Genomic DNA, 19,203 nt, shown 5'->3' with positions numbered 1-19,203 from the left:
TTTTCGTTCTAAACAGGATAAAAAATACTACATTGGAATCAACATGTTATTATATCTTTATATGTAAAATAAGTTCCTTTATGGATTTAAGAGTTAGTAGTGATTTTGGTATTTTAAAGCTAGAAAATAAAGATTTAAATTAATTTTAAAAAATATATGATGCAGATATAATCACTTTTGAAATTCTATAAAAATATTCGTTTGGCATGAATTCTATTTTTTTTCTGATAAATCGTGCTGGATTACCTGACCGTATTTTATAGACAATTTATTTAATTTTAGTTATTAAGATACTTATCTACTGTCAACTTAAACTTTTCTCTTAAAGTATATAGAAGATTATCCCAAGAGACTTTTTTTATTTTTACATTTAAATTGTTCACCTCCATGCACCTCTAGATTGTCTCTTTTACAAACAGGCTGTCTTTCTCTATAAAACCTTCATCTGGAACGATAAGTACTCATGCTATAGGCGAATTGACACGTCTACAAGAAAGCTGGATTTGGGGATTTTGCTATTGAAGGATAATTTTTTATGAATTCTTTGAAAACATGACACAAATATTGTCTTAAAACGATGAAAAATAAAACTATTTACTGAATATCCCAACATTATTCATTGAGCTAAACTATTAGCTATTTCCTCACTATCAATTTGAATTTCCCTCTGCGGGTATATATCAGTTTATCTATCGATACAATGATTGTATTTATGTCCAGATTGCCTTGGCCGACTTTTCGCTCAGTTTCGCGAACAACATACAAACGATCTTTTTCTGTAAAGCCCTTGTCTGGAACGATGCGTATTTCTACTTTTCCATCCTCTTCCTGTATCCATTGGCAAGCCTTGATATGTTCTCCGTTTTCTATGAAATCTATTCGGGTTACTCGGGTGCCATCCTTACATATTACATAATCATCTTCTCTACCTACTACTTTAAAAATCGTCTCTTGATATTTAATAAACGTTAGGTTAATTAGATATTTAAAATTCCCTCTTGGAGTATATCTGATATCTTTTTCATTTATCAGTTTAATGCGAAAATCTATATTCCCTGTTCCTACACGATCCATCAAGTTGTACTCAATTTGGTGCTTATCCACATCTTCAAAGTCAGGCTCAGGAACTACGTAGATTTCCAATGTGTCATCTTTAGTTTGTACAAGTTGACTCATCTTCACGTGTTTCACTCCCTTAAACAAAAAGTCCAAAAGTATAATATGGGAGCCATCCTTGCAGCACAAGTAATCTGCTTTTCGGCCCTCTATATGTTTCACCACGATTTGAGGATTGTCCTCGGTGGTTTCCATCATTTCCATCACATCATTTGACTTATAACGAATCATGGGGAAAGACTCATTGATGAGCGAAGTACAAATTTCACCATCTTCAAGATACTCATTGATACTAAATCCAGGCATCTCGTAATACCCTTGATGGTTGTAGGCCTCCATTAACGAAATGGTTCGTTCCGTCATGCCATACAAGTCGAATATCTGAGTGTTAAATTGCTGTTCTATTTTTTCCCTTTGGTAAGGCAGCAAAGTTTCACTAGATGTGAATGCAACAGGAATTTCCAACTTTAATCCGGCATCACTTAATAACAAAGCCAATGTATAAAGGCTGCTAGGATAACCTTCTATAGCCCTTGGCTTGAATTTTCTAATGCTGTCATAATAAAATTGGGTATTAGCAGGATTGATGTTATAACTAGACAAGAACAACGTGTTACTTAAATGTATTTTCAGAGAAAGGTTGTTCTTGTCTAGATGTCCGCGAAGAGAAACGAATCGTTGTCCATAAGTGAAACCATAGCGTTTTCGAGTGCAATACAAGTATGCCTGTACCATCCAAATAGATTTCCAATCGCTGTACACAGACAGTGGTGTGCCTGTAGTTCCACTGGTATTACCTTTACGCACTTTCCTTTTCGGCACCGTTAGCATCTCGTTAGCATGTTGTTTCACCATATCTTTGGTAACCACAGGTAACTTCTTGATATCGGTAAGACTAGTGATGTCCTCTTTTCGTATGCCTGCCTCCGTATATAGTTTACGGTAAAAAGGAGACTTGTCGTAAGCCCGGTGAAAAATTTCCAGGAATCGCTTCTCATTTCGTTGGTTTAATTCCTCCGGAGACATAGCATATAGTTTTTCAACCTCCTTGATGTAAGGATAGATGACAGGATAACTGCGCAAGACATACTTGGCTGTTTCGTATAGATATTTCTTTAGTTTCATATTTTCATTATTAAACTGTTGCATTTCTTACAGCAGCTCTCTATAAAGTTTATCTAATTTCTTACTCACGTTATTGGGGAAATGTGGTTCAATCATCACAGCGGACTTCTTGCCCATGTACTTTTGCTGTTCCTTGTCGCATACAAACTGAGTTAACGCTGCATAGATAGCTTCTTTATCTCCTGGCTGAAACAGTATGCCATTCTCGCCTTGTTTCACTATTTCAGGGATTCCTCCTACGGGTGTAGCTAGTATCGGTTTGCCATATGACATGGATTCGAGGATGGAGATAGGCAAGCCTTCGGTATATGAGGGCAGGATGAATGCGCTACAGCTATATAGCAAATCAATTTTTTGTGTACCGAGCACAAAGCCTTCATACACAATTATGTCCCTCAACTCGTCCTGTTGCATTCTACCAGTTAGTTCGTTCGTCATTCCGTTTCCCCCAATGTGAAGTACAACTTTACCCTCAAACTCCATTTTATGCTTGCGTATTACATCCAGCAAGTCAAAGATGCCTTTTTCCTTGCATACCTTTCCTAAAAAAAGCAAATGGCATTTACCATCGTTCCACAACTGACATCCTTCTTGGGGAGGTGCCACGATATTCTCCACGATGCGTATTTGAGGACCATTAGTAATGGTCTGAAAGTAATTTTTCCATGATTCGGACAAGGTAACAATCATGTCACACCGATTCAACACGGAAGCAATCCATTTCGGGTTTGTAACGTAATATTTTTTGAAGTCACCTCCATGAATATGTAATACTACTTTCCTCCCGAATGCTTTTGCCAACCTTACGAAATATGCAGATCGTTTGAAGCTGTTGTAAGAAGACGTATGGATATGGACAATACGAAGATGACTATCTGTTGTCAAATGAATAGCCATAAGTAAATAGCCAGAAATGGCTTTAAGCAGCTTCGCTACATTATTTGTTCCTCCTGAGTTAACTATGCAATTGAACACAGGGAATACATATTTCTCATAGTTGTACATCACCTGTGCCACTCCTCCCTTAGGATGACGATATTCGCAGCCTATGGTTAGAATATGTCCTGAAATTTTTCTTGTTAGCATCTTAAATATAAAGCATAGGATTTGACACTGCATTTTTTTTATTATCAATGAAATATTGAGGCTGGTATCGGTCTCCCAATTTCATATTCTCATTTACTATGCCTGATATAAATTCTATTTTCATTCTGATAGGCATAAAATCAAAACGTCCAGATTTATGCCACATGATATCGGCTATTTCAAAAAGCCCACATTTTTTATCGTTGTGGCTTTTTTAATAAATCGAGACATGACAGATTGATAAAACACACAATCTATAGATTGTGTGTTTTCAGTTTCTTTCCTACTGTTTATTGCGGCATCACGAAAGAAACTTTCCAATTCCCAAAATTGTAATGAGATGAAATACTCTCATTTTCAAAGTTTATGTAAATACAAATATCTCCAACTATCATTGAGGAAATTTTATTTTTTTGCATCATAATTACAATGATAAAAACTGCATTTTTACGACAATAATCCCTATATGTCTCTATTCGACATTTAATGTTTAAAGAATGTACAAGTGAAGTAGCATCTTTCTTTTCTTGTTTTAAAAGTATATATTGGTATAAAATAAAACGAAGTTGTTCTTCTAATTCTTTACCTAACGAAAACCCGCTCTTCCGTTGTGTAGAGATTCTCCAAACTATAAAAATATCAAGGGAATTTCTGCTGAAACGTGTTGCTTATTCTTGTGAAACGAGCTATATGGTGATTCTAAATATTGGCTTAGTGCCTTTTTGCAAATTTCACAAAACACGTAATTTTCAGAAACAGGATTCACACTTAATTCTTTTAATCTTTCATTATCCGTGAGGCTATCAAACAAGTCATCCCATTTATTTGACTATGTTCTCTAGCATAAATATTTGTTTTGTATTTATCAAAAGAGAACATCAACTCTGTATCTCTTTTATAATTACTGTTGAATTTAATTATTTTAGCAAGAAAACTTGGAAATTGATGCGAATTAGTCTTGTTTGCTTCTTCTATTTGGCAAATTTTACATTTCATTTGAACTATCTTTATTGTTCGTATAAATTTACATATTTCTTTGCGCACACTGCCATTGAATAATGTTTGTGATAGTACCGTATTAATTCTTTTCGAGGAAGTGGATAAGTAAGGAAACGTTTCACTGCTTCCATATACCCACTGATTGTTCTGTTTATTGATAAATAGCCACTCACGTTATCAATAACCACATCAGGAATACCACCCACAGAAGTACAAATAGGTGTGACACCACACGAAAGGGCTTCCAGTAAGCTAATCGGCAGTCCTTCATAAACGGAGGTCAAGCAAAAGGCATCTGCACAATATAGATAGTCGTTCACATTATTTTTTTTACCTAAAAAGTGAATCTTTGAGCATGCAACTTGCTGCAATTTCTGTCCTTCTTCACAGTCATAATCACTGCCAATAACCAACAAGGTGAAATCAATATTCTCCTGATTAAGTCGATTGAATGAATCCACTAATAGTTGTTGGTCTTTTAGTGGGTTGAAACGTGCAACGTGAATAAATATCCGCGTGTCAGGAGACGTCTTATAAGATTCTACTTCTCGTTTAGTCTCTTCATAGTAGGGAGAAGCAGCAACCAAGGCTCGTCCGTTATTTATAAATGGAGCATTGTACAATTTGTAATAATCTTCGTAGGAATCTTTACACAGTTTAGATATACATATAGGTCGAATCCAATTATGATTATAGAACAAACGATTTAGTTGATATTGTAGACCTGTTCCCCCTGTATTTGAAGCTACGCTATGCAACGTATGAAAAAACTTTATTTTTTTACAACATAAAGCAAGTCTATACACATATGGAATGACATTCAGATGGCAATGCACTACATCTGGCCGTTCGTTTTGAATATACTTCTCCACGCTACGGCACTTGCCCCACGAGAATCCTCTGGAGAATTTCATGGAATGTAGTTTGACATTACTTTGCAGGAACTGCTTATTGAAGGTTAATGATTCATCCGTAACGTCACGCAGCATACACAAAGTCACGTCATGCCCCATTGTTGCCAATTGGTTGGACAAATCGACTACAAACTTTTCTGCCCCACCAGGGCAAAGGCTATATATTATTTGAATTATCTTCATAATGCAATCTTTATCGATTTAGAATTTCAATATACTCTGCAACAACATTATCATAATTATAATTGCATAAATAATGCTCATAGGCATTTGAAGACAAATCTTTCGCTAGTTGCGGTTGCTGTATATATTTAATAAGACATCCTTTCAATTCTGCAGCATTCTTCACCGTGAACATTAGACAATCTTTTCCTTCTCGAATTGTATTTACAATACCTGATACTCGTGAGGCTATGATTGGCTTGCGATTAAACATCGCTTCAAGCAGAGAAACGGATGTTCCTTCAAAATCAGATGCTATCAGGTAATAATCAGATAACTTATATATATCTTTTACCTTTTCTTTAGGGATATTTCCTAAGAAAGATATTCTGTTTTCTAATTTATATTCTGCTGCTTTTTTTTTCAAATATTCTCGCGATGCTCCATCACCGGCATAGACTATGTGTGGATTGAACAGTTTCAGTTCCTCTGAAGAGAAAAGTTTCAAAGCCTCGATAATTGTCTCCGGATTTTTCATATCTTTTAAGGAACCTATCATACAGATCACATGAGGTGCTGTAGGTATATGATATTTGTTTCTTAATGTCTGTTTGTCCATTTCTGCTTCTGAGAATGGTACAAGAGGATAGATGACCTTACAATTGATACCATACTTAGAATCATAATTCTTTTTTATGTCCTCTGAAACAGCAATAACAATTTCAGCATCACGAAAAAAGCGCTTATATGTTTCAATATCTTTACTTGGTGTAACATCGCCATAATGAATTACAGCAATATATTTCTTATGCAATGCCCTGCAAATCAAGTTGTATGAACGCCATACAATTGCGTGAGCTGCCGAATATGAAAAAAGTACGCATTTGACTTTTCTCGTGAAAAGCAGATGAAAAAACAGTTGTATAGGGAAAAGATATTTGGTAGGCTTAATAGGTAAACAACGTTTAAATTTCACACCTTCATAATTTAAGCGGAAGTAACTTGTGTACGAAATCTTGAAATTATTGTGTAAAGTTTGAATGAGATAATAATTGAATATTTCCATACCTCCAGTAAGGTATGGATATACTCCGGCTCCTAATACAAAGTGGATTTGTGATTTCATATTCTAAAGTTCATTAGACAATTTGTTCGTTTTTACTTATATAAATAGCTTTTGCTACATATCCAAGTAGCGGAAGGAAAAAGAACCAACAGCCACCTACCCATGCGAAAATCAGAAACGGTATAAACATAGTTATCAATGACAAACCTAAATCTGAATAAAGTTTATTATATACTCTACTACGCCAAAAATAGATAAAACACTGTACATAAAAAGCGATAATAGTGATTAAATAGATAAGACCATATTCAACTCCGATTATACACAAATAGCTTTCCATTCCTAACAGTTCTTGGTGTTTCTTACCATGGGAAATTACCTCTGCAAAATACGCAAATCCATGTCCAAAAAATGGTTTTTGTTTCAGATACTGGAAAGCTGCCATAATTTGCATTTCGCGTGCATCCACATTACTTCCTCCATATTTAGTACCTCCGCTTCCTGAGGGAAGAAAAACGTCCATTACAGAATCTAATAATTGGCTTATGAAATCATTTATAAAATGAGGTAATAATGGAGATATTAATAACAAAACAAGGATGCTAATGATTGATTTTTGTGCAACATTGCTTATATTTTTATTAAGTATAATAAATGTACACAATCCTATTAAAAATGGAATGATAGCAGCACGAGTGGCAGACAAAGCTAAATTTACTAATAATAAAATCATAGTAAATATCATGGTTTTAGTTCTATATCTAGTAAGAAAAAAAGAGCATAGAAAAAGTGTGGCACAAGCAAGTCCATAAACCGAAGAAGAAACGCAAGCTCCAGTAACTCTAAAGCTACGGAAATTGTCCATATTTTCATAAAAAAAACGTCCATTAAGACCTACAGCATCTAAGATGGGGTTACTGCGAGAAAATGCGCTCCAAACCCCAAACAATAAAATTGGCATGATTAACGGAAGTATTCTTTCAAAGAAGGTCTGTTCTTTTATCGCACTTGTGTCATTAGATACAAAGTCTGCTTGTGATGCTGATGTTAAAGATACCCAGCCTACAAAAAACAAGAAATAAGAACTTACAAACGAAGTGATTCCTCTTAAAAGGCCTAATGGAACACCTATTCTAAAGTCAAAAATTCCAATGAGCAAAGATGCTAATAAAATGAAAAATTGACTATAAAAAAAAGGGCAAGATAAAAACGTTTCCAATTTCAATTCCCGAAATCGGAACATTGAAACTATAAATGTAGTAGCATAAAAGGTATGTCCCATCAAAAGAGCTTGTGGAATAATCTTTAAGACGGAAGGAACGAAAAAAATGCCTACAAAAAAGTAACACATTCTCGTTATCCCATTATTTCTTAATATTTGGATACCACAAAAAAACCAAATTAATACAAATAACCAGTATAGCATGCTATTTCAGATTAGAAACTAAGAACTGATAACTCTTTTTGCACATTTCGGCCAGATATTGGTTTATATTCATCCAGTTATAATTATATATTGGATTATCCGCATTAAGACAATGACTTAATCCTACGTGATTTAAAATATCTGATATACGGGAAATATTATCATAATTGTAAAATACGGCAAAAGGGCGGTTCAGTATTAAAGAAAACGAAGTGGCATGAAAAGAATTAGTTATTACATATTCTGCATGGAAAATGAGATTGACAAATTCCTGTGGTCCGGCATTAGATATGTTCTTTTGTGCATATGGACACTTAATGTTTCCATCCACTGAAACGATTGTCAAATGATATAATTTAGAAAGTCTTTTGGCTTCAATACATAATCGTTCATCATTCATGTATAAATCATAAACAAGTACATATTTTTGTTTTATTAGACGATCCTTTCCTGCAAAATTTAACCACTGCATACGATTTAATAGATAAACCGGATCAACGACTTCCACACCCTTCACTTTTAATGATTGAAGTACAGATAGACCTGTATGTTCTCTTACAGATATGGCATCCAACTTTTTCAACCATTTGCTATTGAGAGGTTTAATATCGCATGCAATCTGTGATATAGCAAAACTTGCAGCATATGAAATTCGCTTTACATTTTCATCTCCAAATTGTAAAAAATAGGCAGGATCCTTTCCGTTTGGGAGTACACTATTCCATATCTGGTCGCTACCAGCGATGTAGATATCTGCTACGGGAGGATTGTCTTTTAATTCTTGGTAACAGTTGTAACGTCGTGTCAACAGCAAATATTCTTTTGTGAAAGAATCAAATTTTAGTTTTCTACCGTATGTGGAATAACGTTTAGGCGCAAAATAACAGCATAAAAAGAATCGGAACAAACGAGACTTTATAGCTCGTTTGTAGTAATGTGAACTTTGCGGTACAAACCAAAATTTATAATGAACTCGCATATAATCTGGTTTGTAATCTATGATTTTCACATCATGCCCTAATGATGACAGATACTGTTGCAAAGCATATGCTTGAAGTGAAGCTCCGTAATTATATACATCGTGGCAGGTAATTGTGCAAATTTTCATCTATTTTATTTTTTTTATAATATTAAGTAATGTGCGTAACGGATGTTTTATCCTTTCAATATTCATCCGTCTCTTTTTTTCTTTTAATATCAACAAATTGATTTCTTTTATAGAAGTATCATCATTAAGTAACATTTTTTGAACTATAGGATACATTCTACCTCTTTTTGCAGGGGCTTTCATTTGCCCTTCGGCAACAGTATCAAAATGCTCTTCCACAAATTCACAATTAGACTGCATCAAAACAGATTTTCCTTTCTTCGAAAATACAGCTACACCGGTGATTCCATCTTCATTTTCCTGATATTTCTTTCCCCATAAGTCACCAATACGAATGTCTGCTGAAGATGAACGAAACTTGAATTTACAATGGTCATAGCAAGCTTTACCCAAACAGTTGTCACTGAGGAATAACTGATAGAAGGCATCACCTTGAGAATACCGGGAATTTAAGAAAGTTTTTTCCCCCTTTATTAACAGATTGTAAGAATCATGCCAATTCACTTTCTCTCCGGTATGTTCACCATCAATGTCCATTGCCAATGAATCGTGCCAACCGGTTATCTTATTACGCCAGGAAGCGTATATCACTTTTCCTGTAATTTTTTCCGTCTCTGACAGATATTTATCCCACATTTTTTTGGATGGTACACCGTGGCAAAAGAAATCCATCAAAATGAAGTTCTCTTCTATATGATTTTTGCGAATATATCTACGAAATGAATCTATTTGGCAAGGAGTACCTACCACCAGGTATTTTTCTTTGCGATCAATTGAACGAAAACCATCGACAGTATAGCTCTGAATGTATTTACTTCCTGCCGATTGTACTAATTCTTCTTTTGAAACCGAAATATAATGTTCTGCGCGATTTAAAGTTGGATTATAACGAACGCCACATATTTTATAGCCTTGCTCAAGTAGTATTTTACTAATTTCGAATCCTACGCCGCCGGACGAGCATTTTTTTCGTATAACAGGATCTTTACTCCAGGCAGCATAACTTGCCAGTACATCATTGTTTTGTGCCAATTGTTCGTCAGCATAAGAACAAACTTTTAAACATTGACCGCAATGGATGCATTCATTATCATTATTTATCACAGGTTCATAAAAACCGTTTATATTTTGTTGAATAGATATAATCTGTTTTGGGCACACTATGGCACACATGCCACAGCCATAGCAATCGGAAAATTGAGTTATATTATTCATGCTTTTATCCATCTATCTAAAAATGCTCTTGCGTGTTTTTTTTCATTTTCAATAATTTTGAATATCTTCTCTCTGTTGATTAGCTTTAGAGTGAGTTCTTGATAACTTTTAGAAAAATCTGTTGGTAGTAGATGATCTTCTAATCCGAATGTACTCAACAAATCTGTGATACGACTTCCACGTTTGGTGGCTACATTTATGTATGTATAGAAGTTTTTCGCACCCATTAATAAAGAAAAAACCGTACAGTGAAAAGAGTCGGTTATTACCATATTGGCATGCCCTAAATATCCAATAAATTCCCGTGGACCACAATCATTATCAACAGTATACATTTCTTCTGTAGTTGCCAACTGTGAAGTCTTTAAAACAATTAGTTCAAGTCCACTTTCATGACTTAAACGTACTGCATAATCCAAAATGTCGGCATTTGCAGTTAGCAGAAAAAGTAGGATATACTTTTTCTTTGTTTGTGGAAATATTGCTACTTCATTCCAGTATGATGTGTCCAATAAGAATGTGGGATCTGCAACCTGCTCAATATCTCTTTCTACAAATGCATCAAGTAGTGCTTTGCCTTGTTTTTCCCTGACGGAAACGGCATCATAACTTCTTAACCATCTTTTAAAATCAGACTTTTCTTGCTGAGTTAATTCGGTAAGTCCTATACTTGTGGCAAAAGATATTTTTTTCTTTCCATCAGGAACGAATGTTAGAAAATAAGGTTCCAAACAGTAGGGTTGCGCTGGATTCCAAAGTTGATCGCTTCCTGATATATACAAATCATAAACGGGAGGATTTTTTTTTAGATCCGATAGTCGATTATATGTTTGTGAATATTTTATAATGGAATTGAATTCTTTGAAACGCTGTTCAGATATTGGAGAAGTAAATTGTTTTACAACCGTTTCACGTCCCAGTACCTTCTTAATTATGTTTTTTAAAGCTTTTCTAATTCGTACAGAAGGTTTGAACTGATTGTTTCTATAGGACGAATAACGTTTTTCATAAATATAATCTGAATGAATCGGACGGTGTACATCAATTATTTCGCAATATGCCCCTTGTTGTACTATGTATTTATAAAGGGCGTATGATTGGAGACATGCTCCATAATTAGGAGAATGATGTATGGTTATAATTCCTACTCTTTTCATTTTATTAAATTCTTTATTACCCGTTTAACTTTTCCTACTATACGTTTCGGTAACATATACAAGCGGATTATCTTTTCTTTACGTAAACCTTTACGCATAAGTGGAACCATCGCTTTCTCAAAATCTGCTCCATTTGTTCGCATCGTTTTCTCAAACATAAGACGATAGGCACTTTTTTCTGCATGAGTGTTTAACTGCCTATTATAGGCAATAGCTTCGTCTATAGGACGCTCCCATGCAAGAATACTCCCTTTGTTTATTGATTTCCGAAACCAATTTTTACCTTTAAGCGTATTGACCAATACACAATTGATAAATTCCCGTTCGTGAGTAAAAGGGATAATACAACCTAAACCCGGATAATCTGCCAAGGATAAATCACCGGTTCGTTTATTGCATGCGAATGGGCAATAATAACAGCTTTCGCGATAGGATATGGCTCGATGATAGCCAAATTGATATGTATCACCATCTTTTGTTCGTTTTGCATAGAAGCGCTCGCCATGTTTATTATATAAAGTAAAAGTAAAAGTAAAAGTATAAACATAAGGGTCTCTGAAAAACATCTTTGTGGCAGATTGTTCCATTTCTTGTTCTATCTTTTTGATGTGCTGTTGTAAATAAGCCGTTGGTGTAGTACCATGACATACTATGTCAATCAAGAATAACTTAGGATTATCCTTGAATATCTTACGGATAGCTGCAATCTGGCATGGAAGTCCAGCTACGATTACTTGTTTTTCTTGTTTCAATAAAGTTGCCAGTTCTGGATATAACCGATAAGCCGTACTAAATACATATTTGGAATTCTTGAACTGGTTAATAAGTTCAATATTTTTCCCAGAGATAAGATTTACGCTAAAATCAGGATTCTGCACAGCACCTGCAATATAGGCATTTTCTTTGAGGCCGTCACGATATAAAGTACTGGCAATTCCACCGGAAGCACTATTGAAAGCCTCTTTCTTGTCGTTGCTACGTGCTGCATAAGCCTCTATTGGAACATAAGTTTCCACGGGATTCAGAACAGGACATATCTTAACACATTTCCCACACTCCACACACATATATGCATTGATAACAGGCAGTAATTCATGCATATCGTTTTCCTTCATTTCTATACATCCCTTGGGGCATATATAGGAACAAGCGCCACATCCGGTACATTTATCTTTGGATACGAGTTTTATCATTTGTTTATTTTTAGTTTATTTTTTAGTAGGTTGGCTAAAACTTGCTGCTCGGATAAACTAAGTCCAGCAAAAAATGCAAAACAAAGACTATTTACTACACACATACTACACACACTAACAGTTGCAATCCAACCCGGCTGCATTATGCAATGCAACCATGCTGGAATTATAAAGGCCAATGATGCGACAAGAAATGAACGGAACACTACATGCTTTGTATATTCCATGAATGGTAATCCAATTTGTCTGTGTGCTATTCCAAGTCTCACAAATAGACTAATCATACTTAATACCAATGATATGACAAAAACAGATAACGGAGAATAACCTGATTTTAAAAATATATAGGAAATAGGTAAGGTCATTATCATAATTAAACCTACCGAAAATTGATATAAACGATTATTGCCTGTGGCATGAATGGCTGTCATCAATGGAGTAGACATGGAATCTATAGCTGTAATAACAATTACCAATCTAACAAACGGTACAACATATTCTGGCATTTGCCCAAGCCATAATTGTATTATGAATGGAGTTTCTATAACCAATGGAAGAGAAATAAATAAGATAAGAAAAAATGCCATTTTAGAACTATTGAATATCAATTTAAACATATCTTCTTTATTACCTTGAGCGTAGTATTTTGTGATTTGTGGGCGCACTGCTGTATAAAAGTTAGAGAAGAAAGATTGAATCACGCCATTGACTTGATAAGCTATTCCACGTGCAGCATTCACCGATGGACCAAAAAATATGTTGATAAGAATATTTAATCCTTGCCCTTTGGCTACTCCGGAAAGAGAACCGAATAGATTCCATCCTGAATAAGAAGCTAATTGTTTGAATAATTGCCTATTCCAATAAAATGAATACCGTACCTCGGCAAAATGTTTCACACAATACCAGCGGTAAATTAGTGTTATTGTTAACGAACTGATAAAAGTCAATACTCCATAAGTTGTCAACCTATCTATCTGAATTATCTGTAAAACATAAACAATGGCAAGTTTAAGAAAGACTTCCGTAATGCCGATATAAGCGTATACATTCATTCGTTCATGCGATATAATTGTGGCATTATAGGGGTTGCTTAAAAGTGTACACATACATGAAAGTAAAGAGAATTGGTAAACCCAATTAGCTGCTTCCATTCTTTCCTGAGGAATAATCAAGTATGTGTTTACAAACCATAAACCAACAGTTTCTCCTAAAACTAATATCAAAACACACAAGAGAAAAAATATATTCATGCACATACTGAATGTCTTGGTAAATTGGACATAATCTTTTTTCCCTAATTCAAAAGTCAAATATCGCTGTGTAGACACCGACATAGCACTGTTTACTACATTCATCATCATTACCACGCCTCCAACAACATTAAATATACCAAAATCAGAAATACCCAACGTTTTTAATATGATACGGCTGGTGTATAGAGATATGAACATTACCAAGAACATTCTCGCATAAAGTATGAGAGTATTCTTGGCGATTCGTTTATTATTGTCAGATACTGTGCTCATGAAACGATTGTATAAAAATAGCTTATTGCTTAAGCTGTAATGTGCTACTTTGAATTGCTCGTTAGTAGAATTAGAACGGTACGTACTTAGTTCTTCCAACAGTTTGTTATTTGTGTAGTTGATGTATTGTAAAGCGGTCAATTTTTTACCTAATGATTGATATTATAACGATTGTGTACATATTCGGAATGCTTGTTTTCACCTAACACTTTTGCTGGACATCCTGCCACAGTAGTGTTTTCCGGTACATCTTTCACAACCACCGCACCTGCTGCAATACAACTGTTATTACCAATGTTAACATCTTCCACAATACAAACATTAGGACCGATATAGACATTATTGCCTATTCTTGCCGGAGTCCGCTTGTTGGTTCCGATGGATAAAAACTGACTAATATTTACATTATTTCCTATCACAGTTCCGGCGTTAATCACAATGCCTATACCATGGCCTATATAGAATCCATACCCTATTTTTATAGTTCGTGGGATCTGTATTCCATATTTATTGGTTAGGTGACGATGCATCAGAACGGCTAAAGGGAACAATATGTTCTTCCTTGATGCCAACCGTAACCAAAAACTGTAATTAAAGCAGTGATTCCGTTTGAAAAGAAGGTAAAGTAGTATTTTACCCCCCCCCCTCATTTCCCCTGTATATCGATAATAATCAGATTGTATATAGCGAAATAATTCTTTCATATACTTTTACTTCTTAAATACCCCACAAAAATCCAACATCATCTTATCTTCTCTCCAAGATAGCTCTTTGAACTCCTTGTGAGCCGTAAGGAATACCACGATGTTTGCTTTATCATAAGCCTCACGATAATCGGTTAACTTAAACACGTTATGCTCTTTTACATTCGGTTCCACAACCAAAATGTCGGCATTATTACAGCTTTGCATCACTTTCGTGGTAATATATTTCGCAGGACTTTCACGTAAATCGTCGATATTGGGTTTGAAGGCAAGTCCCATCATGGCGACACAAGGTTTGCGATGATGTTTCAATTCAAACTCTAACATGGCGTTTTTTACCTTCTCGGCACACCAGAAACTCTTATAGTTGTTAATATCACGGGCATCGCTAATCAACTTACTTTCTGCAGGGAAATCTGCTGTGATAAAGTATGGATCCACCGCAATGCAATGTCCCCCTACACCGCAACCGGGTTGCAGGATATTTACACGCGGATGCTTGTTGGCAAGGTTGACAAGCTCCCAAACATTGATGCCCGCCTTATCGCAGATAAGTGAGAGCTCATTGGCAAAGGCAATTTGTACATCGCGACTGGAGTTCTCTGTCAGTTTGCACATTTCTGCCGTGCGACAGTTCGTTTTGTGAAGCGTACCTTGTACAAATTGGGAATAGAATTCAATGGCCTTATCGGTCGATTCGATATTTAAACCACCGATGACACGGTCGTTGTGTACCAATTCATAAATTACATTACCGGGCAATACACGTTCTGGACAATAGGCTATATAAATCTTACCTTCCAGTTCTGGACGTCCATTAAAGATGATGCGTGCCATGGCCTCTGTGGTTCCTATGGGGGAAGTGGATTCTATTACATAAAGATCTCCTTCTTTTAGCAACGGCAATACAGCACGAGTAGCAGCTTCCACGTAACTTACATCCGGTTCATGGTTCCCCTTGAAAGGGGTAGGAACTACCATAAAATAAGCGTCACTTACTTCTGGGGTAACCGAAGCCTTCAACATGCCAGTTTTCACTACTTCCTGTAACATTTTCTCCATACCCGGTTCAATAATGTGCAGATGTCCTGCATTAGTCATTTCCACTACATGGGGATTGATATCAACTCCCGTTATTTGAACACCGTGTTTGGCGGCAATAATGGCTGTGGGTAGTCCGATGTAGCCCAAGCCCATAAAACAAGCTTTCATTGATTTATTTTATTATTATTGAAGTTTTGCAAACTGAATTTATATACTTTCGATAAATTAAAGGTCAATCGAAACCACGGTTACGATTGGCGAGGTTAATTGCCACTTTTTTTCGAATATTACATTGTAACAGTCGTAAATAAAAATCCACAGAGTGGGTATCATTACCGATGTAATCGTACATCCCAGCTTTCAATAGTATTTCTGCTTTCTTCTGTACATGCTTACCATACATTCCTGTCAACGAAGGTACATTCAACTGAAAAGAGATTCGGTCTTCTTTCAAATGTTTATAATCTTTCATTTGCATATATTCATACCGCTCCGGATGAGCTAATAGCGGATAATATCCTTTTGATTGAATTCGCTTCAAGGTTGAAAGTAAATCCATCGGTGGATTGAAGTAAGAAGTTTCAACCAATAGGTATCGTTTGTCCTCTTCTAATGGAAGCAAATCATCTTGTTGTAATCGTTTCTCAAAGAGGGCATCCAGCATATATTCTGCCGCCAAAGACAATTCCACTTTTCCCCGATATTCTTGCCTCAAATTCTGAAACTTCTGCTGCAACATAACGGTTTCATTGGGTATGTCCTCCATAATATGAGGAGTCAACCATACTTTTCGAACTCCTTGTCGCTCCATCTCGTCCAAAATAACGAACGTATCCTTTTCCGTCTTTACTCCATCATCTACACTTGGCAACAAGTGACTATGGCAATCAGTCATCCCTTGTAAGACACCACTTTCTGTAATGGAAATAGAAGATTCAAAAAACCACATATTTCAACTTAAATACTACAGATTATATTATTTGTTTCCATAATAAGATGTATAGGCATTGTGGTAACCAAAACTATATCCGTAACGGTAGCCATAGCGTCCACCAGTACTTTCCGTGCCATTCAGTACAATTGCAAGGTTCTTGAAACGCTTTTTTTGATAGAAAGTTTCCAATGCGGACAGCAGTGAGCGATCCAACAGTCCGGCTCGTATTACAAAAAGTGTCCGGTCTGCATACTGTTCTATGATTTGTGTGTCTGCCACGATATCTATCGGTGGACAATCCACAAAGATATAATCGTATTCGTTGCGCAAGATTTGCATCAAGGTTGCAAATTTTCCATCTTCCAACAGCTCTGTCGGATTTGGGGGAATAGTTCCCACAGGAAGAACATGCAAATTGGCATGTTTCTTATCTGTTACAAGTGCTTCATTCCAATTGGCCACCCTGTTACCCAAATAGTCACTCAAGCCTTTCTTAGGCGACCCTACATAAGCAGAAGTGGATCCTTGCCGTAAGTCTCCATCTATCACTAATACTTTTTTCCCTTTAATGGCAAAGCTCATGGCTATGTTCACTGAAAAGAAACTCTTTCCACTACCCGGATTGAAAGAGGTGACCACAAATACTTTCTGCTTGCTTTCTTTTCCGGTCATAAAATCCACATTGGAGCGAAGTACACGAAAAGCTTCGTTGATGATGTTGCGATTGCCTTCTTCCACCACGATTATTTTTTCCTGAGATTTGTTTTTTTTCTTACCCTTACCATATAATGGAATTTCACCGATATAGGGTATACTTAGGTTCTCAAGGTCTTTCTTACCACGCACCTTGGTGTTCATGTTCTCCTGCATAAAGATTATGACCGCTGGAATCAGCAGACCGAGAACAAAAGCTACCAACAAGATGTCCTTTTTGACTGGTGCCGTAGGTAAAGCACTACCGCGTGGTGTTGTGACCACCCTTGTATTATAAGCGGTAAACGCTTGCGAAAGTTCGTTTTCTTCACGCTTCTGAAGTAGATAGAGATATAATTCTTCTTTCACTTTCTGCTGACGTTCTACCGATAGCAGATATTTTGCTTGACTTGGATTAGATGCTAATTGCTGGGTGTTCATTGCCTCCTGTTGACGGATACTGCGTATTTGGGTATTCAGCGATACAATCAGGTTATCCACCGATTGTAAAATGGTACGCTTCATACTCTGCATCGAATTTCCCAAATCTTTCACTAACGGATTTTTCTCACTACTGTTGGCTATCAACCGGTTTCGATCCAAAACCATCTTATTGTATTCACCGATTTGGCTTTCAATATTAACGCTGGAGATTCCCGAGTTGGTCGGTAATGGCTGGTTCATATCCTTACTGTTCAGTTCGCGACGGATATACTGGGCCGTGGAAAGCTGATTGGAAAGCGCCTGTATCTCTTTTTTATTCTCTGCCGACTGGTTCATATATAGGTTAGAGGCTGTTTGGACATCGGGCAAGAGATGTTCACTCTTGTAGTTGGAGATATTTTCATCCACATGCCCCAATTCATTTTCAATTACTCCCAAACGCTCACCAATAAACTGAGAGGTACTAACTGCTATTTGATTCTTGTCCTGAATCCATTTCTCGTTATAGACCTCAATTAGTGTATTCAAGATATCTTCTGCCTTTTGTACGGAAGCATCATCAATGCTTAGATTGATAATCGTGGCATCTTCATTACCTAATTCAGCCCTCAGTGCTTGAGCATAGTTATCCGCTACCTTATCTGCTGAATTTTTGCTATAATGAATAGTGCTTCCTATAAAAGAGTCGTTGTATTGAGAAGTCAGACTGACAGCCAATGTTCCGGCAGAGGTTTGAATGGAATCACCAATGTTTCCTTCGAATTGCTCATCCGTCTCTTCACCGGCAACGACAAATTCCGAAAGATGAAATTGATTGCTGCCATTGATTTCGATGGCAAAACTTACGTCCTTTTTATTATTAGCAAGATATGTTACCCATACCGGGCTGTTTTTGTACAACTCAATTTGTTTCAACCCACGGCGGATGATGTAGGTTTCATTCAATACTAAACGTCTTACTACTTCTGTCATCAAGGTGGGTGACTTCATTGTAAGCAGTTCGTTGTTAATATTGGTATTCGACTTGAATAGCCCCATATCGGCGAACTCGTTCATGGCACTTGTCGATGATCCGTTCTTAGAGTCATCTTTAATCAAAACGGCTGCCGTACGGGTATAGATGTTGGGGGTGCTCAGTAAATACAGAGAGGCACAGACTAATGTGATAAACAATGAAATGGCAAACCAATACCACTTGGGAACAAATATACCCCATAAATCCTGTATCCGTATAAAGTCATCAACAGGCTTTCCTGCATTTATTCTCTTTTCCATCATTTCAACTTCT

Annotated in this window: 14 protein-coding genes; all 14 read right to left on the bottom strand. The window is 36.2% G+C overall.

The window, feature by feature from the left end:
• Positions 1-636: 636 nt before the first annotated feature.
• Positions 637-2,241: a phenylacetate--CoA ligase family protein gene (locus ACESQI_RS14685; protein WP_180960037.1), complete on the bottom strand. Its 1,605-nt coding sequence runs from the start codon at positions 2,239-2,241 to the stop codon at positions 637-639.
• Positions 2,242-2,268: 27 nt separating this feature from the next.
• Positions 2,269-3,327: a glycosyltransferase family 4 protein gene (locus ACESQI_RS14680; RefSeq protein WP_070737768.1), complete on the bottom strand. Its 1,059-nt coding sequence runs from the start codon at positions 3,325-3,327 to the stop codon at positions 2,269-2,271.
• A 1,007-nt stretch (positions 3,328-4,334) separates the two neighbouring features.
• Positions 4,335-5,423 (bottom strand): glycosyltransferase, encoded by a 1,089-nt coding sequence (locus tag ACESQI_RS14675; protein WP_070737774.1) that lies wholly within the window; start codon positions 5,421-5,423, stop codon positions 4,335-4,337.
• 10 nt (positions 5,424-5,433) lie between these two features.
• Positions 5,434-6,378 (bottom strand): glycosyltransferase family 4 protein, encoded by a 945-nt coding sequence (locus tag ACESQI_RS14670; protein ID WP_373126471.1) that lies wholly within the window; start codon positions 6,376-6,378, stop codon positions 5,434-5,436.
• 163 nt (positions 6,379-6,541) lie between these two features.
• Positions 6,542-7,894, bottom strand: a complete 1,353-nt coding sequence (locus ACESQI_RS14665) for an O-antigen ligase family protein (RefSeq protein ID WP_070737781.1) — start codon at positions 7,892-7,894, stop codon at positions 6,542-6,544.
• Between the two features lies 1 nt (position 7,895).
• Positions 7,896-9,002, bottom strand: a complete 1,107-nt coding sequence (locus ACESQI_RS14660) for a polysaccharide pyruvyl transferase family protein (RefSeq protein ID WP_070737784.1) — start codon at positions 9,000-9,002, stop codon at positions 7,896-7,898.
• Positions 9,003-10,217, bottom strand: coding sequence for a Coenzyme F420 hydrogenase/dehydrogenase, beta subunit C-terminal domain (locus ACESQI_RS14655; RefSeq protein ID WP_070737868.1), 1,215 nt, complete (start codon positions 10,215-10,217; stop codon positions 9,003-9,005). It abuts the gene before it with no gap.
• A complete protein-coding gene (locus tag ACESQI_RS14650; RefSeq protein ID WP_070737788.1) occupies positions 10,214-11,374 on the bottom strand; it encodes a polysaccharide pyruvyl transferase family protein in 1,161 nt (386 codons plus the stop codon). Before ACESQI_RS14650 ends, ACESQI_RS14655 begins: the two co-directional genes overlap by 4 nt.
• Entirely contained in the window at positions 11,371-12,567 is a 1,197-nt protein-coding gene (locus ACESQI_RS14645; protein ID WP_070737791.1) for a Coenzyme F420 hydrogenase/dehydrogenase, beta subunit C-terminal domain, read from the bottom strand. Before ACESQI_RS14645 ends, ACESQI_RS14650 begins: the two co-directional genes overlap by 4 nt.
• Positions 12,564-14,096, bottom strand: coding sequence for a lipopolysaccharide biosynthesis protein (locus ACESQI_RS14640; protein ID WP_070737871.1), 1,533 nt, complete (start codon positions 14,094-14,096; stop codon positions 12,564-12,566). The genes ACESQI_RS14645 and ACESQI_RS14640 overlap by 4 nt, the downstream gene beginning before the upstream one ends.
• A gap of 149 nt (positions 14,097-14,245) precedes the next feature.
• A complete protein-coding gene (locus tag ACESQI_RS14635; protein WP_122116126.1) occupies positions 14,246-14,800 on the bottom strand; it encodes a serine O-acetyltransferase in 555 nt (184 codons plus the stop codon).
• 6 nt (positions 14,801-14,806) lie between these two features.
• Positions 14,807-16,012 (bottom strand): UDP-N-acetyl-D-mannosamine dehydrogenase, encoded by a 1,206-nt coding sequence (gene wecC / locus ACESQI_RS14630; RefSeq protein WP_070737797.1) that lies wholly within the window; start codon positions 16,010-16,012, stop codon positions 14,807-14,809.
• Between the two features lie 64 nt (positions 16,013-16,076).
• Positions 16,077-16,793 carry a tyrosine-protein phosphatase gene (locus ACESQI_RS14625; RefSeq protein WP_070737800.1) on the bottom strand — a complete coding sequence of 239 codons (717 nt, stop codon included), beginning with the start codon at positions 16,791-16,793 and terminating at the stop codon, positions 16,077-16,079.
• A 27-nt stretch (positions 16,794-16,820) separates the two neighbouring features.
• Entirely contained in the window at positions 16,821-19,193 is a 2,373-nt protein-coding gene (locus tag ACESQI_RS14620; RefSeq protein WP_373126467.1) for a GumC family protein, read from the bottom strand.
• Positions 19,194-19,203: the final 10 nt, after the last annotated feature.

The sequence above is a fragment of the Bacteroides sp. HPS0048 genome, assembly GCF_964240755.1.
Lineage (GTDB): Bacteria > Bacteroidota > Bacteroidia > Bacteroidales > Bacteroidaceae > Bacteroides > Bacteroides nordii.
The sequence above is the reverse complement of the archived record's forward strand: the minus strand, read 5'-3'. Positions and strand labels throughout refer to the sequence as shown.